Source organism: Anabaenopsis sp. FSS-46, assembly GCF_029891665.1.
GTDB lineage: Bacteria > Cyanobacteriota > Cyanobacteriia > Cyanobacteriales > Nostocaceae > Anabaenopsis > Anabaenopsis arnoldii.
In genome coordinates this window covers 161803-185703 of the sequence record NZ_JANQDG010000111.1, presented here as the reverse complement: position 1 = coordinate 185703, position 23901 = coordinate 161803, and the positions used below count along the sequence as shown (strand labels likewise).

At 40.5% G+C, this 23901-nt stretch carries 20 protein-coding genes and 1 CRISPR repeat array (1 of these 21 only partly in view); of the genes, 11 read left to right on the top strand and 9 right to left on the bottom strand.

Annotated elements, in window-relative coordinates; translation table 11 throughout:
• Positions 1-2: 2 nt before the first annotated feature.
• The gene (locus tag NWP21_RS13720; RefSeq protein WP_280793112.1) at positions 3-1586 is read right to left on the bottom strand and encodes a helix-turn-helix domain-containing protein; all 1584 of its coding nucleotides are present in this window, start codon (positions 1584-1586) and stop codon (positions 3-5) included.
• A gap of 957 nt (positions 1587-2543) precedes the next feature.
• On the opposite strand from NWP21_RS13720, the gene fdxB reads away from it, so the two are divergent.
• From fdxB to NWP21_RS13680, 8 genes are all read left to right on the top strand, one after another.
• The gene (gene fdxB, locus NWP21_RS13715) at positions 2544-2837 is read left to right on the top strand and encodes a ferredoxin III, nif-specific (RefSeq protein WP_271730794.1); all 294 of its coding nucleotides are present in this window, start codon (positions 2544-2546) and stop codon (positions 2835-2837) included.
• A 577-nt stretch (positions 2838-3414) separates the two neighbouring features.
• Complete coding sequence (gene coxB / locus NWP21_RS13710) at positions 3415-4365, top strand: cytochrome c oxidase subunit II (protein ID WP_280793111.1); 951 nt, start codon at positions 3415-3417, stop codon at positions 4363-4365.
• A 39-nt stretch (positions 4366-4404) separates the two neighbouring features.
• Positions 4405-6066: a cytochrome c oxidase subunit I gene (ctaD, locus tag NWP21_RS13705; RefSeq protein WP_271730790.1), complete on the top strand. Its 1662-nt coding sequence runs from the start codon at positions 4405-4407 to the stop codon at positions 6064-6066.
• A gap of 124 nt (positions 6067-6190) precedes the next feature.
• Complete coding sequence (locus NWP21_RS13700; protein WP_271730788.1) at positions 6191-6781, top strand: heme-copper oxidase subunit III; 591 nt, start codon at positions 6191-6193, stop codon at positions 6779-6781.
• 152 nt (positions 6782-6933) lie between these two features.
• The gene (locus tag NWP21_RS13695; protein ID WP_280793123.1) at positions 6934-7419 is read left to right on the top strand and encodes a hypothetical protein; all 486 of its coding nucleotides are present in this window, start codon (positions 6934-6936) and stop codon (positions 7417-7419) included.
• Between the two features lie 27 nt (positions 7420-7446).
• A complete protein-coding gene (locus tag NWP21_RS13690) occupies positions 7447-7608 on the top strand; it encodes a hypothetical protein (protein ID WP_280793110.1) in 162 nt (53 codons plus the stop codon).
• Between the two features lie 9 nt (positions 7609-7617).
• On the top strand, positions 7618-8229 hold the full coding sequence (locus NWP21_RS13685) for a cupin (protein ID WP_280793122.1): 612 nt from the start codon (positions 7618-7620) through the stop codon (positions 8227-8229).
• A gap of 25 nt (positions 8230-8254) precedes the next feature.
• Entirely contained in the window at positions 8255-8719 is a 465-nt protein-coding gene (locus NWP21_RS13680; RefSeq protein ID WP_280793109.1) for an ArsC/Spx/MgsR family protein, read from the top strand.
• A gap of 238 nt (positions 8720-8957) precedes the next feature.
• On the opposite strand, the gene cysK is transcribed toward NWP21_RS13680, so the two are convergent.
• Positions 8958-9917, bottom strand: a complete 960-nt coding sequence (cysK, locus tag NWP21_RS13675; protein WP_280793108.1) for a cysteine synthase A — start codon at positions 9915-9917, stop codon at positions 8958-8960.
• A 930-nt stretch (positions 9918-10847) separates the two neighbouring features.
• On the opposite strand from cysK, the gene NWP21_RS13670 reads away from it, so the two are divergent.
• From NWP21_RS13670 to NWP21_RS13660, 3 genes are read left to right on the top strand one after another with little or no spacing between them, the layout of a single operon-like run.
• Positions 10848-11273, top strand: a complete 426-nt coding sequence (locus NWP21_RS13670) for a hypothetical protein (RefSeq protein WP_280793107.1) — start codon at positions 10848-10850, stop codon at positions 11271-11273.
• Between the two features lie 41 nt (positions 11274-11314).
• Positions 11315-11575, top strand: a complete 261-nt coding sequence (locus NWP21_RS13665) for a hypothetical protein (protein ID WP_200988027.1) — start codon at positions 11315-11317, stop codon at positions 11573-11575.
• Between the two features lie 31 nt (positions 11576-11606).
• Complete coding sequence (locus tag NWP21_RS13660) at positions 11607-11918, top strand: hypothetical protein (RefSeq protein WP_271730783.1); 312 nt, start codon at positions 11607-11609, stop codon at positions 11916-11918.
• Here NWP21_RS13660 and NWP21_RS13655 read toward each other — a convergent pair.
• The 7 genes from NWP21_RS13655 to NWP21_RS13625 all read right to left on the bottom strand — a co-directional run bounded on the left by NWP21_RS13655 (position 11915) and on the right by NWP21_RS13625 (position 21241).
• Positions 11915-14035, bottom strand: a complete 2121-nt coding sequence (locus NWP21_RS13655) for a WYL domain-containing protein (protein WP_280793106.1) — start codon at positions 14033-14035, stop codon at positions 11915-11917. The two genes, NWP21_RS13660 and NWP21_RS13655, sit on opposite strands and share 4 nt — an antisense overlap.
• 300 nt (positions 14036-14335) lie before the next feature.
• On the bottom strand, positions 14336-15886 hold the full coding sequence (locus tag NWP21_RS13650) for a hypothetical protein (RefSeq protein WP_280793105.1): 1551 nt from the start codon (positions 15884-15886) through the stop codon (positions 14336-14338).
• 3 nt (positions 15887-15889) lie between these two features.
• A complete protein-coding gene (locus NWP21_RS13645; protein ID WP_280793104.1) occupies positions 15890-17494 on the bottom strand; it encodes a hypothetical protein in 1605 nt (534 codons plus the stop codon).
• Entirely contained in the window at positions 17487-17897 is a 411-nt protein-coding gene (locus NWP21_RS13640; protein ID WP_280793103.1) for a hypothetical protein, read from the bottom strand. The genes NWP21_RS13645 and NWP21_RS13640 overlap by 8 nt, the downstream gene beginning before the upstream one ends.
• 5 nt (positions 17898-17902) lie before the next feature.
• Positions 17903-18718 (bottom strand): RAMP superfamily CRISPR-associated protein, encoded by an 816-nt coding sequence (locus tag NWP21_RS13635; protein WP_280793102.1) that lies wholly within the window; start codon positions 18716-18718, stop codon positions 17903-17905.
• Between the two features lies 1 nt (position 18719).
• Positions 18720-19721 carry a CRISPR-associated protein gene (locus NWP21_RS13630; protein ID WP_280793101.1) on the bottom strand — a complete coding sequence of 334 codons (1002 nt, stop codon included), beginning with the start codon at positions 19719-19721 and terminating at the stop codon, positions 18720-18722.
• Positions 19706-21241: a type III-B CRISPR-associated protein Cas10/Cmr2 gene (locus NWP21_RS13625; protein ID WP_280793100.1), complete on the bottom strand. Its 1536-nt coding sequence runs from the start codon at positions 21239-21241 to the stop codon at positions 19706-19708. Before NWP21_RS13625 ends, NWP21_RS13630 begins: the two co-directional genes overlap by 16 nt.
• A 688-nt stretch (positions 21242-21929) precedes the next feature.
• Positions 21930-23901: a CRISPR direct-repeat array (repeat unit 36 nt; unit sequence GTACGCTTCCCTCTGGGAAGCGGAATTAATGGAAAC); it runs 647 nt beyond the window's last position.

Sequence of the window (23901 nt, the reverse complement as noted above, 5' to 3'; positions counted from 1 at the left end):
TTCTAAGTAATATTTAGCACGTTCCGTAATATCACTTGGTCTTCTACCTTAGCTTTCAAACGACCATTTTCTAGATCACGAATCCAACTTTGGCTTTTACCTGTTAGCCTTGCTAACTCCCTTTGGGAAAGTTGCAAATTTTTCCGCGCCTGTAAAATATCCGCCCCGAGTAAATCTGTGGTGGTTTTAGTCTTGCGTCTGCTTTTGACAGTTGTCCGGGGCTTTTTTTGTGATTCAGAAATTTTCTGTTTCCATTCTGGGGGTAGTTCAAACGCTAAAATCCGCGCATTCATCAGCAGATTCCACTTACCACGGGGTGCTGAATCAGTGAGGCGGGTGTTTCCAGCAGCGTCATTCATCCAAAATTCTAAGGCTTCCTCTGGATCTTCGGGAACATCCATTAACTTCGCCCACAAAGGTTGAATTTCTAAGGGGTAAGTTACTGGATCAAAAATCGCTTTAATCCCATGGTGGTTGAGAATTTCTAAATCACTTTCAAATGTTCTTAATAAGCGTTTGCGTTCCTCCCGTTGTCTAGAGGCCATGGTAACCTTTTCTTCACCGTAAGCAATACGTAATAATGTGGGAATGGTGATCCTTTGTTCTCTACCCATTTTGGTTTTAAACAGCAACCACAGCATTAGTCTTACTGCGCCTTCGTGCTGCTGCCAAATACTCATCACGGTAGTTAATAATGTTTTAGGCAAACTGCCATATTGATAAAATGCAGTTCGCTCCTTACAGGCTTGTTTGTTTAAGAAATACTGCGCCCATATCCCGGCTTTTACTTTAAAAGTTAGTCCAATTAAATATTTACACCCCAATTTATCTTCTTGAAAATGATGTTGAACATTGATTAAATGCCATAAACGGCTCTGTTTGACTGAAAAGCCGGGGATGCTTCCTTGTTGAGGCCAATCAATACAAATCATCAATGAACAAGCTTGCTGTACAATATTCTTGATTAAAGCTAGCTTGGCATTTTTGTTCAAGTCTTTACGCTTCTCTAAGCCTAAATATTTCTCAATTTGGCGTTCATCGATCGCAAATTCTTCTTGCCAAGGTTGCTCTAAGGATGTAGCATAGGCAGCAAAGATCAGGTGAATGCAAGCCGATCTAATATCAAGTGCTGCAATTGCTCCTAAGTCAGTTATATCGCTTCCGGTAAATGGATCTTGGAGATGAAATGCGATCGCACCCCGTCCTTGTTTCACTTTTCGTCCATAAGACACATAACCGTCTTCATCCAGCCAATTTAAGGATGTCCTTTGTGCCAAGACATTACAAGCTTCCCAAATCACAATAGCCGAAGCAAATGGATTATTTTGACCGTTGGCAAATAAATCCGGGCTAGGTGCATCTCTTGGTTCCACCTTACATCTGCCTTTTTTTGCTTGCCAAGGTATGGGTGAATTAGTGGGACAGGCTATGACACATTGCGGCTCAGGATAATAACCTTCACAGTTATTACAAAGACTAGGATCAATCCAATATTCATCTTTCTCCATTTTAATTGCACCCGTAGGACATTGGGGGCGGCAGTTGTCACATCCCAGGCAATTGTTGTTAGGAATTGTATAAGGCATACGGCTATAGTGCTGTCTTCCCACTCTAATCGTCGAGATGTTTTGCTCAAGTCTCTGCTGGATATTTATTCAGTATTTTTCACTGGATAGGAAACCATATTTCCAGCCCAGAATATCTCTATTACCTGTAATAAGTCCCCACATCCATATTTTCATTACACAGGTATTTCAGACTCTTAAAAATACCCTTTTATTACTTCTTTATTAACTATAAATTTCATAAATAATCAGAGGTTTTTGTTCATAATGAGCCGGTGTATATTTCTTAATAGTTCACGTAAAACTATCTGGAACTTGCTATCCGTTGAATTATCACTTGACCCAAAATTTTTGGATAAACATAGATTTGATTACCAGATGGGAGTTACTTTATTAATAATTTTAATATTTAAAGTATACAAATGTGCTGTTCCTAAATATACAGTTTTCCCATGAGTTAATAAACCGGTAAATATTTTCTATCTGTAAAGACTAGCTATAACCATAATCATTTCGCCATTTTGATTTGATATATAACAAAGTAATTTTTTCTTCATGTCCCCCATTAACAAATAGCTTGTAACTCTAAATACTATCAAGGATGTATGTTTTCTCCCTATAAAAGAAAAAAATCTCATTATTTTTATCAAGAATTGAATTTGCAGCATATATCAACGGTAATTATTTATATATGACAAGACAATGTTTGATAGTGCAATATTATATATTTAGCTAAATAGCAGCATCTACAACCTATAAAATACATTTTATATAAAATCACTAACTGAGTATTATAGCCACAAACATTTATTGAGAATAAATGGCATTTGACAGGTAATCTAAATAAATATCTCAAAGAATATGTAAAAAGTCATCAAAATTTAATTCAAGAATAAATAGTCATTTAAACTAAAAAAATACCCTAAGATTAGGTTAGGATGGTGATTAAAGTAGAGAGAGATTCCTAAAGGTTTATTCATGGCAACAGTAACAGGATTGACATTTGGAGGTAATACCTGGACACCTAAATTTGCCCAGGAAATTGACCAAGGAAAATGTATAGGTTGTGGCAGATGCTTTAAGATATGTGGTCACAATGTATTGAGCTTGAAAGCTCTCAACGAAGATGGCGAATTTGTAGAAGATGAAGATGATGATGAAATTGAGCGCAAAGTCATGGTTGTAGCCCACCCGGAAAACTGTGTTGGTTGTGAAGCTTGTGCGCGCATATGTCCCAAGAATTGCTACACCCATGCTGTATTAGACAAGTAAAGTTTCAGGATTTGCAGCTAAGTTATGTCCGTCATCAAGGGTACTCTGGAAATCAAGCACAAAGCAAGGTAAATAGAGGGGAATAATCAAGACTTACTGTCACCACAAAAAAGTTCACAGTAAACAGAATTGTAAATCTTAAATTGTAATTGATAAACTTCATACTTGCTATTCAATTAGTCTACACAATATTAAGACTAAGGGCATGATCTGAGAGTACCTAAGTTTTTATGTAAGTAGAGACATCTGGTATCAGAGGACTTTCAAGATAGTATTAACTTTGTGGGGGAAGGATATGAAATTATCTGGAAAATTCCCCCACTTTTGATGAGAGTAAGATAGAAAGTTAATAAGTGAAAACAAAAAACGCTGACCTGTGGAAATGTAAAAATCAGTAGCCAAGAATATGATCAAGATAAAAAAAATACATTATCTTCTTTGGCTAGGGTGATACATCAAAAGCGCAGGATGCGATCAACTGGGAGCAAAGAAATTATTGTCTAGAATCACAATCTCCTACATCTAAGTTTCCAGAAAATCACACCTTTAATTACAGCTGCAAGAGCAGGTAGCATATATGCAAAAAGTTCCTGTTTCACTATGGACTCTAGTTGCTGGAGTATTAGTCACAGCCATCAGTATTTGGCTCGGACATAATCACAATTTATTGCCAGTACAAGCATCTGAACAAGCGCCTTTGGTAGACGGATTTTTCAACGTCATGTTTACCATTGCGATCGCACTGTTCCTCATTGTAGAAGGAACCATTCTGATTTTTTTAGTCAAGTATCGTCGCCGTCCGGGTGATGATAGCGATGGTCTAGCCATAGAAGGAAACGTTCCCTTAGAAATTTTTTGGACAGCCATCCCCGCAGTCATTGTCATTGGTTTAGGCATTTACAGTGTAGATGTTTACAATCAAATGGGTGGATTTGAGCCGGGGAGTCATACCCATGGCGTAGCCATAGCAGCCACCCTTGATGAGACAACCAGCGGAAACATTGGGATTGGTGCGTCACCCCACTCCCAGGGGAAACAAGCAGATTTAGTGGTTGATGTCCAGGGGATGCAGTACGCCTGGATATTTAACTATCCCAACAGTGGAATTAGCGCCGGAGAGTTACACGTTCCCGTGGGTGCTGATGTACAACTGAACCTATCCGCAATAGATGTCATTCACTCATTTTGGGTACCACAATTCCGGTTAAAACAAGACGCGCTTCCAGGTATCGCCACCCAACTGCGATTCGTCGCCACCAAACCAGGAACCTATCCGGTAGTTTGTGCAGAATTGTGTGGTGGTTATCACGGTTCCATGCGGACACAAGTCATAGTCCATACACCAGAAGAATTTGATAGCTGGTTAGCACAAAGCCAGATAGCGCAAAAGGAAAACCTCAACCAAGCCGTTGCAGTCAATCCAGCGGAGTTATCAACATCAGAATTTCTAGCTCCCCATGTTCATAACTTAGGGATGAGTGCAGCCACCACGGCGCAACTATGGCTAACGCCACCCTATCAGAAATAGTCATTCTCAAGACAAAAATAAATTGTCGCAAAATAACTTATGACACAGGCAGAACTTCCCCGGAACACGCCAACCGCAGGAAATAAAGCAAATAACCATCCCCAGGCGTGGAAATGGCAAGACTACTTTACATTTAATGTTGACCACAAAGTGATTGGTATCCAATACCTAGTGACAGCATTTGTATTCTATCTAATTGGTGGACTGATGGCGGTGGCGCTGCGTGTAGAACTAGCAACCCCACAATCAGACTTCCTCGATCCCAATTTGTATAACGCCTTCATGACCAACCACGGGACAATCATGATCTTCCTGTGGATTGTTCCGAGCGCCATTGGGGGATTTGGAAATTATCTCATTCCCCTAATGCTGGGTGCTAGAGATATGGCCTTCCCCAAGCTGAACGCGATCGCCTTTTGGTTGAACCCAGTAGCGGGATTACTAGTTGTAGCTAGTTTTATCTTCGGTGGTTCCCAATCTGGTTGGACAGCTTACCCACCATTGAGCCTAGTAACAGCACCCATGGCCCAGACTCTGTGGATCCTGGCCATTGTTTTAGTAGGAACCTCCTCAATTTTGGGTTCGGTGAACTTTGTCATTACCATCCTGATGATGAAAGTTCCCTCCATGAAATGGGATCAACTACCCTTGTTTTGCTGGGCTATCCTAGCAACTTCTGTCTTAGCCTTACTTTCCACCCCTGTATTAGCGGCGGGTTTAGTGCTGTTATTATTTGACCTCAACTTTGGCACATCCTTCTTTAAACCCGATGCAGGCGGTAACGTTGTTATTTACCAACATTTGTTCTGGTTCTATTCCCACCCGGCAGTATACTTAATGATTCTGCCCATCTTCGGTATCATGTCCGAAGTAGTACCAGTTCATGCCCGGAAGCCGATTTTTGGTTATAAAGCGATCGCCTACTCTAGCGTAGCCATTTGCGTCGTGGGTTTGTTCGTTTGGGTACACCATATGTTTACCAGTGGTACACCCGGTTGGATGCGGATATTCTTCACCATCTCCACCCTCATCGTCGCCGTACCCACTGGCGTGAAGATTTTCGCCTGGGTTGCCACCCTGTGGGGTGGTAAAATTCGCTTTACCAGTGCCATGCTTTTCGCCATTGGCCTATTATCCATGTTTGTCATGGGTGGCTTAAGCGGTGTGACAATGGGAACCGCCCCCTTTGATATTCACGTCCACGATACCTATTATGTAGTGGGACATTTCCACTACGTCCTCTTTGGTGGTTCCGTATTTGGCATCTATGCCGGTATTTATCACTGGTTCCCCAAAATGACCGGACGTAAGCTGAATGAAACCTGGGGACGCATTCACTTTGCGCTCACCTTCATCGGCACTAACTTAACCTTCTTACCCATGCATGAATTGGGCTTGCAAGGTATGCCCCGCCGGGTAGCCATGTACGACCCCCAATTTATTAACCTGAATCAACTTTGCACCTTTGGTGCATTTGTCTTAGGCATCTCAGTTATACCCTTCACTATTAACATTATTCACAGTTGGAGTCAAGGGGAATTAGCAGGTGATAATCCTTGGCAAGCTTTGAGTTTAGAGTGGACAACCAGTTCACCGCCCATAATTGAAAACTGGGAAGAATTACCCGTTGTGACTCATGGCCCTTACGACTATGGCCATAGTGAATCCCAACCTATGGGTACACCAGAAGTTAGCGCCTAAGTATTGGCTTTAACTTAGTAGCGGCGTGACCACACTAAGTAGGGTGGGCTTCTAGCCCGCCCTTCACAAAAACATGATTATTGTCCCGCCACTTAAAAGTTTAGAGATTTAGAGGGTAAACAACATGACCATAGCGACAACTGAACACCATGAGGAGCATCATCCAGATTTACGAGTCTGGGGACTTTTAACCTTTCTGATTTCTGAATCCCTGATGTTTGGCGGTTTTTTTGCGACTTATTTATTCTTTAGAGGTATTACAGAAGTTTGGCCTCCAGAGGGAACAGAGGTAGAACTATTTTTACCCGCCATTAACACCATTATTCTGATATCTAGTAGTTTCGTCATTCATTTAGGTGATGTAGCGATTAAAAAGAATAATGTTTGGGGAATGCGGTTTTGGTATCTTGTCACCGCACTGATGGGGGCGATTTTCTTAGCTGGTCAGGTTTATGAGTACATGAGTTTAGGCTATGGACTGACTACCAACGTTTTCGCCAACTGCTTTTATATCATGACAGGCTTTCACGGTTTGCACGTGTTGATAGGCATATTATTGATATTAGGTGTTGTGTGGCGATCGCGTCGTCCTGGTCATTACTCTGCTACCAAACATACTGGCATCGAAATGGCAGAAATTTACTGGCACTTCGTAGATATTATTTGGATTGTTCTGTTCACATTAGTGTACATTCTCACATACAACCCCGCCTAGCATTGGTATTCATCTGTGTACCCAACATCAAAGCCGAGGGGAGCATCTTCCCTTCAAGAAAGAAGAAGCAAACCTCAGCCCAGACTCACAAACAAATAGTACCTATAGGGAGCGGTAAAATTCTGACTCCCTCTTCCCCATCAAAGGAGATGATTATGCTTGATGGTAATCAATACTCGTGGTTTCAAGTACCCGAAGATGTCAAAAAATTATTACTCTTGGCGGCACAAACCTGGGAAAATACCTCAGAATCCGAAAAATATATTCATCAAGCCTTAGCTAAGTCCGGGGAAAATACAGATATTTTAGTATCAGCATATAGATTCTTTTATTATAAAAATAATTATCCCCTAGCGCTACAAATTGCAGTTAAAGTTTTAGATAAGATTAAAGCAACAGAGAACTTACCAGACCATTGGCAACAACTCCTGCCCATATTAGTAAAACGGCAGGAGGAACCCCAAATCAGATTGTACTTAAACGCTTATGCTGCATCTGGTTTAGTGTTAGCAAAATTAGGGGAAATCGAGCGGGCTAAAGAAATCAGTACTCGCGTCAAACAGATTGACAAAAGTAATGATTTCGGTGCAGGAATCCTACTGGACATTTTAAATCGTCCAGATGAAGAAGACGATTAATTAGTAAACCTTCAACCATCAACAGACATGAATAATTATCCCTTCTACCAACCTCTACAGCCATCTGCAACTTCTACAGCACCTTTCATTCCTGTGGTTTCCATAGATCCTTTGCGTCCTCTTCCCAGTCCTCTGAATTTGATTCCGCCTACAATAGTTTTCCCTTCTCCTTCTCAACCCAAGATTTAATGAATGATGGTGGAAGGTAAAGATTGGCTAGTAACTGCAGACGGCCAATATCATTGTTGTAAATCAGCCAGACCATGGGATCTATTGCGGGAGAATTATCGCCTATATCGGTTTTTGACTGAAGTAGAAGATGTTCTCAATGGGGTAGAAGATGAATCTATTCGTCTCCCAGAAATCCGAATGCTTGTCAGGAGATTGATTGTCAATTCCTACTGGGTACAAAGTCAGTATTTACAACCTCACCCTAAAACGGGTCACTCAGTGTTACTTCTCTATGATGAATTGGGGTTCCCATTGACTGTGCAAACCGTGACATTTGCACCGGGAACCCGTTCAACTATTCATAATCATGGGACTTGGGGAGTAATAGCAGTGTTAAAAGGTCAAGAAAAAAATACCTTTTGGCGACGTACTCCTACCCCTGATTTTGCCGAGAAAATTGCACCTACCGGAGAGATAACCTTGTCTCCTGGAGATATTGTTAGCTTGACCCCCGATGCAATTCACAGTGTAGAAGCAGTGGGTGACGAAGCAACTGTAACTTTTAATGTTTATGGAGAAACAGACCCTCAAGCAAGGTTTGAGTTTGATTTAGTTACCCATACAGCTAGGAAGTTTTAATCAGAATCATCAGGGAGTAATGACAATGGCTAGAGTAATTTTCTACAGCAAACCCGGTTGTAAGGGTGGTATTAAGCAAAAAGTTGTGTTGACTGCTGCTGGTCATGAGGTGCTAGCATACGACATCCTCACAGAACCTTGGACAGTTGAACGCTTGCGATCATTTTTTGGCGATCGCCCGGTGTCCCAATGGTTTAATGCTTCCGCTCCCAAGATTAAATCTGGTGAAGTAGTTCCAGAAAAAATCGATGCACAAACAGCCTTAGTGTTAATGCTGCAAGATCCTTTATTAATTCGTCGTCCCTTACTAGAAGTAGGCGATCGCCGTGAGGTAGGTTTTGACGTAGAAACAATAGATGGTTGGATTGGCTTAAAACCGGTGGATGATTCCTTAAAAGTAGTAATTGAAACCCTGACTACCCAGAACTTACAAGGTTGCGCCCACGGTCATAACCATGACCATCATCATCAAGGTGGTTGTAAGCATTAAATTTCACCGGGGGAAAACCTGATTGAATTTGCTTTGACCGTATCCCCGATATACATCGGACTTCTTAACCTGGTTAAGAAGTCCAACCCTCAACCCTCAACCCTCAACCCTCAACCCTCAACCCTCAACCCTCAACCCTCAACAGTCAACAGTCAACAGTCAACAGTCAACAGTCAACAGTCAACAGTCAACAGTCAACAGTCAACAGTCAACAGTCAACAGTCGCTAATTAGGTTTTTTAGCCAAGATTAGCAGTGTCTATAGACAACTCTTGAAACATGGGGGTACTCAGGTAACGTTCCCCAAAGGAGGGCTGAATCATGACAATTAATTTACCAGTATTTTCTGGACGTTGACCGACTCGAATGGCCGCACATAAAGCCGCACCGGAAGATATACCAGATAAAAGTCCTTCTTCCTTAGCTAAACGTCGCCCATAGGCGATCGCCTGTTCATCACTGACTCTAATTACCTCGTCCATCAATTCCAGACGCAACACATCCGGGATAAACCCAGCGCCAATCCCCTGAATTTTATGGGGACCAGCATTACCCCCAGAAAGCACCGGACTGTTACTAGGTTCAACTGCGATCGCTTGCACAGTTGGCTTATATTGTTTAAGCACTTCTGCAATCCCGGTGATTGTTCCACCAGTCCCCACCCCAGCAATGATAATATCTACTTCCCCATCCGTATCCGCCCAAATTTCCGCCGCAGTAGTTTCTCTGTGAATTTTGGGGTTAGCCGGGTTGCGGAACTGTTGCAGCATCACAGCGTTAGGAGTATTAGCCACAATGCTTTCAGCTTGATTAATTGCTCCTCGCATCCCTTGTGCGCCTGGTGTTAACTCTAACTTAGCACCGTAGGCCTTGAGCATAGAGCGTCGTTCTTGGCTCATGGTGTCTGGCATGGTCAAAATTAAACTGTAGCCCCGGGCCGCTGCTACCATGGCTAAAGCAATACCTGTATTCCCAGAAGTTGGCTCGACTAAAATACTTTTCCCCGGCTCAATTAAACCCTCCCTTTCCGCAGCCATCACCATACTAACCCCAATCCGGTCTTTAACCGAGGCTGCTGGGTTCATACCTTCGAGTTTAACAACAATCCTAGCTGCCACTCCCTCAGATTGGGGAATTCTATTGAGCTGAACTAAAGGAGTTCCGCCAATTAGTTCTGTAACATCTTTAGCAATTCTCATAAATTCACTCCTATGATTTCACGTTGAGGGCAAATTTCCTGTATGTGTTTAATTTATATTCACAGTCACTAAATGTAGAGACTATCCACTTTAACCAAAGTACAAAATTATGCGGCTGAGGAATGCAGTTGATGTAATTTTCTCATCTCTCCTCAAGTAATAATGTTTTGTATCTACCACAATCAAGGTTAATAGGTGAATTACAGGGGTTTTCTCAAGGCTGAATTTATCTGTCTGTTATTTGCTCAATCAAAATCATAGAAACTCACCCCTTAAATCTAGAAAGTTTGTCACCTCACTTTGAATTATTTATATTTAGTATAAGAAGCTGCATTTCCAGAAAATATAAGAGATTTTTTCGATATTCTAGGGTATACTCCCCACATAATCTATTTGTTTGAGTACAAGCTTTGAGACGGAAAAACCCCAACAAAATCACTCCTCTACCAGCCCCCCATATAGCTTTGAGCCTGAGTGCAGAAATACCAGCACCCCATATGAGAAATACTAGCACCCCATATGAGAAATACTAGCACCCATACCTCAAATAATTTCTCTAAGTCTTATGAGATATAACTTATAGCCTTTGAGTATAACTTTAATAAATTTAATAATCTTAATTCCACTAGTTTAAACTCACAGTTAGAGGTGAGACTGCTATAAATTTTGTAGGATTTACGCAGAGATTCCCCTCTACCCCCCGAAGTTCTGAGGGTTTTACCCAAAGAATCAGGGGGGACTTCTTAACTCTTCTGTTGTCGAAGCTGAGGAAGATGTTAATCCTAAGTTGATAATTATAGCCCTTGTAGAAAAATGGTAAATTTTTCATCTTTAGGAACAAAAATATTGTCAAGGTGCGAGAGAGACTAGTTAGGTAAAAAGTAACCCAGAGGTTTCTGGATGCAGAGTACCTAAGGGAGTAAAGCCACCATGAAATTTAAACTTCTAAATTTTCTGACAGTTTGTTTATTTACTTTACTAGTAATTTCGCCCGCCTTATTAGTCTTACACATAGTTTGGGGCAAACATCTAGAGTTTGTTAAAATGCAGAATTTAGTCTGTGAAATTCATAAAATCTATTCAGGTAATTCTGCCCAATTGCTCCAGGAAGCAAATACAAATCCATCTCAATATCAGACCAATAACGCAACTTTTGACCACAATCTTGTGAACCGATTATTAGTTGTTGCCGAACAATATAGACTTGCTAGCATCTTGCAATGGTTTGTCTTAATCACTCCGATTTTTGTGGGATTAGGAATCATTGTTTACGATAGATATCTTGTTTATCGTGCTGCTATGTTAAGAGAACAAGTTGAAATGTTGGAAAAGCTTTGGCAACAAAGTATAGAGTAATCCTCACAGCCAAACTAACTCATTCAAAAAACCAAAACATCATGACAGAAGAACGCCAAATCCAATATTTCAATCTGATTGACGAGTTACTAAAATGTCCTAATGGTCAAGAACCAGAAGTTTTAGAAGCGCAACCAGAATTGATTGATGCTGATTTTGTACAAACAATACTGCAAGTAGCAACTAGTTTTGCCCATCAAGGTAATCAAGATGGTGCTAAGTTTTTATTCTTTATCGGGCGTGAATTAGCAAAGCAACTAGGCTTATATCCTGAAGTTCCAAATTCTGATAGCGTAAGTTAGCCTTATCGATAGTTATAAATAAGGAGTAAATATGCTGCTAACCGAAACCGATGCTGCACAAATTGCGCTAGAGTTCCTTATGGCTGACTGGAATATTTCAGACGACTATAGACAGTGGTTTGTTGTCTTTGGCTCTCGCCTCATAGGGGAAAGTTGGTATATTGTAGAATTAGGTGTAGAAGGTTTTCCCGATCGCTGGTTTATTGAAGTCTACGACACGGGAATGTGTGACCCAAACTATACGTTTATTTCACCGATTCCCGCTTCCGAGGGATTTGCAGACTTGACAGATATTCCCGAAATGCTAGCTGAAGTTCTGGTAGCAGAGCGCAAAGCTCGTTAACTGCCATAATTAGCTACAATTCCTTGAGCTATTTCCTTTACCCTTGTGACTAACTCCTGGGGTGCTACTACTTTAACATTACCACCAAACCCCAAAATCCACCGCCACAAATCAAAATCATTTAATGTCCATTGAGGAAAGATGGCTTGAAACCGATGGGGGAAATGGCGATCGCCTGTTCTGGTCAGGGAAAATAAGGACTTGGGTAAATTAGTCCTGGTATTGTGTATAGGTGGGGACATTTTCATGTGAGCAAAACGTTTTGTTCCCTCGGTGATAAAAGGATAAACCTGATCATTAAACCAAAGTTCCACTGTCACACAGACCCTCAGTCGTTTTTGTTGATCCGCACTCAGAAATTGTTGTTGGTCGGTAGCGCTATTACCTAAGTGCATTCCCGCACTAGCTTTAAATAAATTCTGTAACTTTTTTAATGATTTTTCCTGTGCTTCTCTGGTACGTTGTTGGGTTTGAGGCCGAGCTAAAAACAATCTATCTAAACGTTCAAAGCGCAGTAACCCCGGAGTTTCACCACTGACACACTCATAACCCAAGTACCAAGCCAAATTTGAGAAAACTATTTGCAATGGATAGGCTAAGAAAAAATTCTGTTCATCTCCTTGATACTTACCTACACCTGCTAACCGTTTTAATTCTAATAGCCTTCCTTCTACAATTGCTGTCTCTAGTTCCGGCTGATTACTTAAGGCGCTACTATGGAGATGTTTAGGGTCAACAATAGAGCTATTGGCGATCGCCCTGACTGGGTAAATATTTTCAGTATTATCAATGATATGTGTTTGTAATAGTCGTTGCTTAAATGTTTCGTAGATAACTAAAGCTTGGGGGTCATTTAAACTATTGGCTTGAGACTGAATAATGTCAAATACTTTGATTAACTCTGACTTAGAAAGGATACCAGTACCCGCAAAGTAACCGTTACGCATAGGAAAACCAGATAAGATTCTGTAGGGTTTTAAAACTTTTTCGATATCTTTACGAATTGTAGCCTTTTCACTTTGGGGGTGATAAATTACCCCAGCTTGTGCAAGAGATTGAGTCAGAGTTTCTAAACTACCTCCACCTGTGTTAGGTAAAAAAGGGTAGTGGAGAATAAAACGAATTGTACCGATTAAACGTTCAAAAACCTGTTTATCTGAGTAAGAATGTAACCTATGGAAAGATTGCCATTCATGGGAGTTACATTCTGGGCGATTTTGACTGACTAGGGGGAAAGTAGAATTAATGATTCCTTGAGTTTCTAGCCATTGTAAATCAGCGGCGATCGCATGGGATTGGGCGTAAACTCCACCCACCAACTTAGCCATAATAGCAGTAATTTCCGCGATAGAGTTAGTCAACTCCGGTACATAACCCAGAAGATTTTGTAAAAATTGAGGTTGAGTGAGATGAAATTTACCAATCCCAGGATAGTTAATGATTAAAAATATTAAATACATCAAACGTTCAAAATCTAACAGCTGACTATAAGGATGGGGTGTGATATTTCCGTAGCGATTTTGAAAGTTGATAATTTGACGGGGAATATCTGCAATGAGTTTAGTGACTTGGTGTGGAGAAAATTCCGGTGCGGTGACATCAATTTTATTCACCGTGGCGAATCCTTCCCCAATTACCGGTGGAAAATCCTGCAATATCCTATACATACTTTCAATAATTTCCGCAGGAACTTGGCGTTGGCGTTGTTGATTCCACTTGATACAAGTTAACAGTGGAGTTTGCAAATACCAGCCAATCCAATCAGGTGGGGTTAATTTCCATTCTGCCAGTTGGGTGTCGGTTTTGCGTAAAAAGTCCATGCGGAAACAACGCTTATAATTAGTCGCATCATAGATTACACTTTTACCCAATCTAAATATAGTACAAATGCGGTTGATGACCGTGGTTTCTATGGTCTGCCATTCCCCTTGAATAGCTGGGTCACCATATAACTCAGCGCGGATATTGTCAGTAGAGATGATTTCGTAATTTCCTAGGTTGGATAGTAGTTTTGCAAAGGTTGATTTACCGCTTCCTGGTGTCCCGATGAGAACATGAGCAATCCCTTGAGAGTTGGTTTTAGCTATCTGTTGATTGGGGAATCGGGATCTGGGCATATAAGGTATATATGAGAATATTTACAGCAGGTTGTATTCTTTAGTTAACAGTGGGCAGTGAGTGGTAAATAGTTACTAGCTACTATCCCTCATAACTGTATTTATTTTAGTCAGGGATAAATCATGATTGTACATTGCTCCTGCGAATGACTAACTGGGATATTTTGTTAAACCAACTTCAAACAGGAGTAGTATCTGACAGCTTCCACCACAGAGATCCCGGACTTCTGGAAGAAGTCCGGGATCTAAAACCCCATCCCAAAGCTGATCAATTTCCCACTGGTTGGGATATTAATTTTATCAAAGAGAATCTGCTATTTCTTGAAGTCTTTTAACTAGCTTCTCTCGGTTGTAAGGTAAATTAAAATAGTTGATTGCTGTTAAAAATGGTTGTTTAACATAATCTATATAGACTTTCATCACATCTGTTGACTGATGTTCTTTACCTGCTGATAAATAAGCTATTAACTCCTGATCTTCAACTCCACGCAAGTTGTGCATAAATTGGTTACGTAGGTCATCATCTGTATTTCTGGAACCGCGACAATACGATACTAATAACGGCCATTGCGGAAAATTATTATCTATATTATTTAACCAGGCAATCATACCAAAGTTTCTATTAGTTATCTGAAAATCATAATCTGTTACCAATGAAAATTTTGTAACGGGAAATTTTAATTTTTCTAAAATCTCAACTTTGATATCAACACTGGGATATTTAACAGATTTGTCTTTGTCTAAAAATAAACCTGATCCAGTCCATACCAAGAATTGGGAAACTTGGTGAGAACTACCATTGAAATTCACAGTTTGATTAATCGTTGCTACCCGTGATAAGATAGCTACCTTTAAAAAAGTTTCCTGAGCCGCAGCTAGGAGAGTAATACCTTGAAGATAATTCTTTTGCTTGAAGAAAAATCCAACTAGTTCTAGGGTATCAACAATACGCTGAGTAGCTTGGGGAATGGTCAAATCTTGACTACTATCTGTTAGTGGGCTATGGAGATTAAAGAAATCAACGATTTTCTTTAACTCACCAATGGCGGTTTGATCTATTCCCTCTATATTATCTAATAATTTCAGTGCTGCACCGGGGAAGCCGCTTGTAATTAACTGCTTGGCTTTTTGAATCTGCATTCCTCGCCAATAATTAGAGCTTTCTATGGCCTCAGCTTTCGATTGCTTTTGGTAATTGTCGTCGAAATATTCGTTACTAATTAGAAACTTAACTTTGGGAAATCTTCCTAAGCTGATAAATTGCACCGCCGAAGATATAGCAGGTGTACCCGCCTGATGGCTAATATAAACAGTTTTGGGTGGACTATAGTTTAATGGGTATAATTGCTCTTTTACCAAAGAAAGTGTTTCATTCCAATTATCTATACCTTTATTATTTTGGTTTGTGGGGGATAAAACTAAAAACTCAATCTCACAAGCAAAGTGCTTTTGCAGATACCATTTTAATAAAGGTTTGAGAGTATAAGTATCTTGCCAGTAAGGACATTTTTCATAAATTATCTGTTCTTCCTGGAATATTGGCTTTTGATCTGTTAATAAAACTATAATTTTTTCCAGCTTGATTTTTGCTTCTAGTAGATATTGAGTATAAGTGTCAATCAAGGGAAACTTTAAATCAGAGTCGTAATGACCAGTTTGATTTTCATATACTAAACCTAAAACTCTTGCAGGCAAAGTGTAACCTGCACTTTTATCATTAGAGTCTAATGGTAAGGGGGCAAATTCTGTACATTCCAAATCATATCTAATTTGACTGTATAAACTACTCCAGTTTTTATCATGCTTGAGCATGATATCACTATTACCTGTTGTTAGTATCCAGATACTCATAGTTTATTCTCCCCAAAGTTTAGTAAAATCACTATCGCCTAAAAACCTTAAAAAATCCCGTGTAATTTCATCTTTTTTATCAGGGAAGATTGTCAGTAATTCAACATACTCTCTACCTTTACGGTTTATTTGTCCTTCTTTATTTCTAGTATGGCGTGGGTACATACGATGCCAAATTCTGCCTATTTGTCCCATTCTCCCGGTGAGACTTGAACCCTTGATTGAGCTATGTTTATGGTAATTACCATGAAACCATTTGACGGCTAAACTATCATCTTCTTCTTCCGCAATACGTCCCCACACTTGAACTTTTTGCGGATGAAATGATTCACGCCATGTACTTACCTGATTAGATGATTGTTTCCCTTTGAATTGCAGCCAATTATTGACTTCTTTTTGAACATTGTTGAGAATGTTAGTGATATGGCTGAGATTATTTACAGGAAAATAATATGTATTTGATGGTTGGTTAAATTGCCAATGACAACCAATTGAATGTCTATCATATTCTTCAAAAAAAATGCTATGGTCAATGCGTCGCCAGGATTTACCAAAACCACCAAGGAGCATAGCAAATTTTAAGATTTGTTTGACTAGTCTTCTTAATTGTTGATTGTATTCTGGGGAAACATCGCTCATGGTGAGAATGGTCAGGGTTCCCGCATTTAACTGATAAACAGGGATTATGGTATTTGCACCATATTGATATTCCTCCATCTCTAAATCTGTAGTATGAAAAGCAATTCCCAACTGTCCTACAATCGGACCATTTTGGCTGAAGCCCCCCCAAAGTTCTTGAGTTAATTCTTCGGCGGTTCTTTCGTTGGTAACACCACTGAATAAACGTAAAGTGTGACCACGCAAGGCGGCTTTAAAAATATTGGGTCGAAATTCACCTGTTTCATCAACTAGCGTTGAGGCTAAACCTTGTCCCCGCAAGTTAACAGAGAGCAATTTGGTTTGGGGATGATTAATAGGTTGACCGTAACCAGCACTGACTCTAGAACCAATACCTCTTTCTATAGCTCTGTCCCAAATACCCCAGATAGTTTCCCACTCACTAGCTGGGAGGGTTTCAGTACTAGAAATACCAAACACTAGGGTGGGTTGATAAAGGGAGATTTGAATAAAAGCTGAGTGGTTGCTATGATTTTTAACTTGCCAATCTTGTTGAGGATGAACTACATCAATTAAAGATTGTTCAACCCATGTTCCATCTTTGGGATAACCACCATGAAACCGGAGTATTCCTGGTTGGGTATCCTGAGTTGTCAGTTGTCCACCGCAATATCTGCGACGTTGTTCTGGTGTACAACTACGTAAAAAAGCACCTTTCATGCTTGCACCTGGATAAAAGGGAAATCCTTTAGCAGCAATGACTGGTCGGATGATATCTTCGTCTTGTCCACTGTTGGAAACAAAACGCCAAGTAATTTTATATTCTTTTGTTTGCACATTGGTGCTAAATCGAGGCGCATCCCGTGGGACACCTTCTACCCATTCATCAACCCATCTCTCGGATTGTTCACGATTGCCAATATAGTGAATTTGTCCCCGTCCTGAGATTTGGGCTTGAAACATAAGGGGGACTTCTCTACTATTAGTCATCATCGCCTCCTAATTTTTTGTACCGTTGAGTCCACCAAACTAAGCTGTCACAGAATTGGGTCAGAACAGCTAAACAAATTCTTTGGTCTTCAATGGGGAGTTCCCACAGTTGGGTTGCAACTTCTTCAATTTTCCCTGTGTTACCAGTGCTAACATCTTCTTGGGGAAGTTTGATTCCTCCCCTGAGCATGATTGCTGCAAAGCTTTTCCAGGTATCGCGCCAGTATCGGCCTTTGGGTGGTTCTTTGTCTAACAGTCGTAATTGTTCTCCCCAGAACCGTTCTAAACCGAAAGCTACAGTTGTTCGCATTTTGTGTGATTGACCAATGACCCCTTTTTGGTCACGGTGTTTCAGGACTAAGCGTTGTGCTTCTTGATCTAATCCGTAGGATTTCCAACTCATATATTTTAGATTCCACTTAAAGTCAACTGACAATGACCAAAACCAATAGATTCTAAGCCACCAAGATAAATATCTGTACTGTGATCACCATTGAATGGGTCCCATTGTTTCCCAGATTTATCATCCCTAATCGCAATGGGGAAAACTAAAATGGTTCCTTCTGGTAAAGCTTCAGTGTTGAAAAAACCATGACCATCAACTACCTTTTGGTCAAGTTTTAAGCGTACTCGACTTTGACGATATAAAGCCATGTTATGAATCATAGCAATATCACTGTCATCTACGATAACTGCTGGCTTTTGTTGTCCAGAAGGGAACCAGGGTGATAAGTCTACGGTTTTTGTGATGGTTAGGAAACCTAAATTGAAAAATAAGGTTTTTTGACCTCTTGATTCTCGTGCTTTTAAGTTTCTTGAACCTGTATAGGGGTCGGGTATATCTATGTTTTTGAGAGCGTCACCAGCAATTCTTTGGTAGCGTTGCAGTAGGCGAGGACTACTCACCCACACGATGGGTTGACCGGGACAAAATACGGGTAGCCACAATATAGAAGCGTATTCAAATTTGATGATAGATTCATTATTGGTTTCTGATTGTTCCGCACCGGATTCACTACCATACCAATAATTTGCCGCTTGGTCTCCATCTATCAAACGCATTTCTGAACGCAGACGACCACGAATTGAACTACCTGGAAGTATACCTGTTTGGGTAAATTGGTCACGGAAAATCAGGTTTAAATTACCGCTTTCTTCTCCAGCAGTTGCACCTACATGGAGCGGTGCTAAGGTTTCAATGATACCATAAGCTTTCTTGTACATCTTATGCTACTCCTTTAATTTCTATTGGTAAACATAAACCGCATCCTACTTGTTTGAGGCTGTAACCTTCTTTAGGAAACCATGCTGTATCCCACTCCCACCAAGACTTATTTACAGATGCTTCTAAAACGTACACACTACCAGGGGGAACCGCATAACGTCCCCTACCTAAATTACCTTTAGCACGGAAGCGATAAGGTATTGCTTTATCAGTTAGCATCTCTAGGGTTTGGGGGAAGTTTTCATGGTGAGGATAACGGTAAGACAAGCGATTAGAACCCCAAATACCTGGGGTAATTAAGGCAAAAGTGCGTTGAATGGGTTGATTTAATAAATCTAAAAGTTTTTTGTTTTTAATTTCCTCACACTCAATTTCTACAATATGATTTTCACCGCCAAAGCGATACCAACCAGATTCTAGGGGATAGGTTGATAAATAAACTAAACAGACATCTTCAGGTATTTGGACTGAGTTTTCTAGAAATAAACCATCAGACTTTTGTACACAACGTTGTGAGTACTTGAGTGTTGGGTGGTTGATTTGGGGATGTAAGAAAGGAAGATATTCCCAAGGGTTTGCTGCTACTGATTTATTAGATTTAAGGACTTTGGGAGCAAGTCCCCAAGAGTTGATTGTTTGCCAACGATAATCCGGCTCTAGTTTCTCACTTTGATTTTCTAACTGCCATTGACCATTGTTAAATTGCCACTCATCTACTCCTTTATTAGCAATTATTTTACTCCAGGGAATAGGAATATAAAAATTTTGTTTGTCCTGAACTTTAGCCCAAAATGGTCCGGCGACAAATAGATTAGCACTCAAATCATGTTGAGTAAATTGCTGATTAACTTTGTTAGCGCTAAATATTAAGCCGGATAAGGTTGCAGCTTCTGGAGGAAATTTAGCGCCTGAACGACCAACTAAATTTTCAGGTGACAGAAATGCTCCCGCACTTCCATACATCAACCCTAAAGGATGAATAGTAACTAGGTACTTAAACATAAATGCCAACCTACTTTAATTAAATCACTTATCCAATCAATTTTCGCTTTTGTTCTATCAGCATCATCAGCTTCATCACTAAAACCTACGATATATTTGGATTGTTCATAATTTAATAATATTTGACGCTCTCCTGGAAAGTAAATATCAAAGAAATTAAGAGCAAATTCTTCTGATAGTTGTTTTTTCTCAAGATTAAAAGCACGTCGTGCTTCTAATTGAGCTAAATCTTGATAAACATGACTCCAGTTATTTTTACCTTCCCTGTCTTGATATTTTGTCAATATATATAGATAATCCCAGGGACAAGTCCACTGGACATATTGACCACTATTAAAGACAACTCTAATAGTAATTCTTCCCCGACCTGAAGATTTTGCTAGTTTTTCTGCTTCTCGACAATGTTGTAAGATATCTCTTTGGGGAATGCCAGATCCTGCCCAAATAAAGCCCACACTTAATCCGATCTTCTGCCCATGTTGTTGCCAAATTTTGGGTAGTTTAATTAACCATTGAAAAGCTTGATTGGCTGTAATAGGTTCTTGGTTTTCTTCGCGGTAAATTACGCCTAAAAAATCGTCCCCACCTGCATAAACTACCCGACCAATTTCTTTAGGAAAGTCTCTGGTAAAGTTGTTTCCCCAGTCGCGCATCGCCTGACTAAAGTTTTTGAGTTCATCATCACCATTTGGTAAACCTGCTAATTTTTTGAGATGTTTTCCCACTTCATCTCCATCACCCATAAACCAACCTGTCCAGAAACTCGGGCCACGATGGATTTCACTAAAGCTTTCTACTTTAGACATTCCCAACTTGTTAGCAATTTCTGATAAAGTTACTAACCGTTTAACCAATTCGGGAATACTTAATTTTTCATTCAGAGCAAAAATAATCCCTTCTGGTTCCTTATTTGGTGGACAACGTTCTGAGACACAGGCCAGACTTCTATAGAATTGTCGAATATTATCTTTTTCTGCTGTCCATCGGCGATTGTTAGGGTTACGTGTTTCTGCACCTAATTCGGGAAAAGCAATCCCATCGGTACCAGTTAAGCTAGAACTTTCACCAATCCAATTTACTGCAGTCCAGTCCCGAGAAAGTTTACTGGTTTCTAAATCCTCCATTGCAGCTTGGATACTTACACCACTTCCTTGAAATACTTCCCAAGTGTAACTACCCCACAGTTTCCACTCTCTTTCCCAATGATAGGTATTTGTGATTCTGTCTTCTATCCATTGGCGACAAACTTGTAAAATATTTTTCCAAGCAGAAAATAAAATTTCTTCAGTTTGGGCTTTGCTCACATAACCTCTAATGAGAATACGATTTGGCATCCCTTTTTGCAAGTTGTGACTAGCTGGAGAAATCACTTCTGTTTCTGGGGGTTTATGAAATTCTTGTACTAGCTTTTGACTTAGATAAGAAAGTATTAAAGATGCACCATATAAATCTCTGAGCTTTCGTGATTTTTCAATGAATCCCTGAACTGGTGCAAAGGTGATAACAGTATATTTGTCCATGTACTTTGTATCTCCTTTTGGTGCTTAATTCTTAAGATACACGCTTTAGTTAAAATTTTCTGTGGTAAAACATTTTGTAATTATTGGTAATACTGAAAAACGTTTTTTATGTAAAAATATTAACTTTGTTGAGCTAAATATTTATTTTTATTGATATATAAAGAAATACATCAATAAATTTAACTATATTTTTCAGTATGTATCCTTTAGTGGTTTTGTGTCACGTTTTCATCTTATCTGTGACCACACCAATGTAAAATCTTTTTCGTGCGAATGACGAAATTTACCCTATGGGGGTGGTAATAAATCTGTGATTGTCTTGAAAATACTAGATTGATCAGCATTTCCTGAGTGGTGTACCCAGTTACCACCGGAATGACTATCTGTAATAGCGATCGCACTCACCCACCGGAATGACTAGCGTTTAAGCTGACATAATATATATGAGGTCATCAGGCTATATTACCACTGGGTTACCTACCGGATCGAGGTATGGCTAACTCCATAGGACGGAAGGTCAGGTAAAATGGCTGGAATAATGATTCTTCTGTTTTGAACCTCGGTCGCTTACTGGGTAAGGGTTTCAGAGTTTTTACTACTATGCCAAAGTCCATTTCAGCCGTTAACTTTTTTGAACCTCGGAAAGTGCCTCTGGACTTCTTACGAGGTAAGGGTTTAGAATGGAGGGGTACGCTTCCCTCTGGGAAGCGGAATTAATGGAAACTAGAGAAAGGATTGGAGTCAGCACCCCCATTACCTTTGTGTACGCTTCCCTCTGGGAAGCGGAATTAATGGAAACTAAGAGAAACACCAAATGACTTTAATCTTAGGTAGATTGTACGCTTCCCTCTGGGAAGCGGAATTAATGGAAACGAGAGAAGTCCCCCGCCAGCAAATTTCTTCATATCTACGTACGCTTCCCTCTGGGAAGCGGAATTAATGGAAACTCGTCTGGAATATCTACTTCTAGATAACCCTCGGAAAGTACGCTTCCCTCTGGGAAGCGGAATTAATGGAAACTCTTGTTTAGATAAAAAAAAAGCTTTATATCTTTTGTACGCTTCCCTCTGGGAAGCGGAATTAATGGAAACTCACCGACCTGTGACAGTCTTTCTACCTGTTCCTCTGTAGTACGCTTCCCTCTGGGAAGCGGAATTAATGGAAACTGAAATTGGTGGTGTTCCCAAAAATATACTCGACCGTACGCTTCCCTCTGGGAAGCGGAATTAATGGAAACAGCTAGACTCTCTTATTACACCGTTGGTTCTTATTCTATGTACGCTTCCCTCTGGGAAGCGGAATTAATGGAAACAGTGGCGGAGATCCCAGACCAGCTAAGATTGAAAGTGCGTACGCTTCCCTCTGGGAAGCGGAATTAATGGAAACCCTCTATCACATGGAGCAAAAAGTAGTGTGTCATTTTTTGTACGCTTCCCTCTGGGAAGCGGAATTAATGGAAACTAGGATTGTTTCTACCCTCTTCTTCTTTTCTAGCCGTACGCTTCCCTCTGGGAAGCGGAATTAATGGAAACAATGCTGTACGCACTGTCCAGCTATAGGCAGTGGACGGTACGCTTCCCTCTGGGAAGCGGAATTAATGGAAACTAAAACCCTCTGTTCTAAAAGAACTGAATCTATAGCATGTACGCTTCCCTCTGGGAAGCGGAATTAATGGAAACTATACCAAGACATCTGCTCAACTCTAACTGTCTGACTTTACCGTACGCTTCCCTCTGGGAAGCGGAATTAATGGAAACAGCCCCTCCAGTGCTGGGGACCTGATAACCTTAGCATGTTAGTTGTACGCTTCCCTCTGGGAAGCGGAATTAATGGAAACCAGAGGGGGAGGTTTTTTGCGTTGCAAGCTAGGTAGACGTACGCTTCCCTCTGGGAAGCGGAATTAATGGAAACAACCCAATGATCTCATGTCTAACCCCATACACTGAGATAGAGTACGCTTCCCTCTGGGAAGCGGAATTAATGGAAACCAGGCTGGGTATGTGTGGTGCTAAGTCGCTGCACAAAACGTACGCTTCCCTCTGGGAAGCGGAATTAATGGAAACCTATTGTCTTTCTTGACAAACAGAATTTTGGGCTCGTACGCTTCCCTCTGGGAAGCGGAATTAATGGAAACTTTTTTAACTAAGCTACTCACGACCTTCTCTTTAGAGAGTACGCTTCCCTCTGGGAAGCGGAATTAATGGAAACATCTTTCGGCAATATTCAACATCGACGCGAACGTTGACGTACGCTTCCCTCTGGGAAGCGGAATTAATGGAAACCTTCTAACCATTTCGGTATTAATACCGACGTAAAGGAGTACGCTTCCCTCTGGGAAGCGGAATTAATGGAAACCTTTTTGCATTGGCTGCAAACTCAAGGTTCCTTTTGTACGCTTCCCTCTGGGAAGCGGAATTAATGGAAACTAACTCTAGGGGATTGAATCCCGAGTCGACTAAAGTACGCTTCCCTCTGGGAAGCGGAATTAATGGAAACAACAATTCTATTGCCATGTTTGGATTGGTTTTCACGTACGCTTCCCTCTGGGAAGCGGAATTAATGGAAACTTCTATCAAAATAGATTTTGTCTTACTTGACTGAATGTACGCTTCCCTCTGGGAAGCGGAATTAATGGAAACTGAATGACAAACGCTAGTATA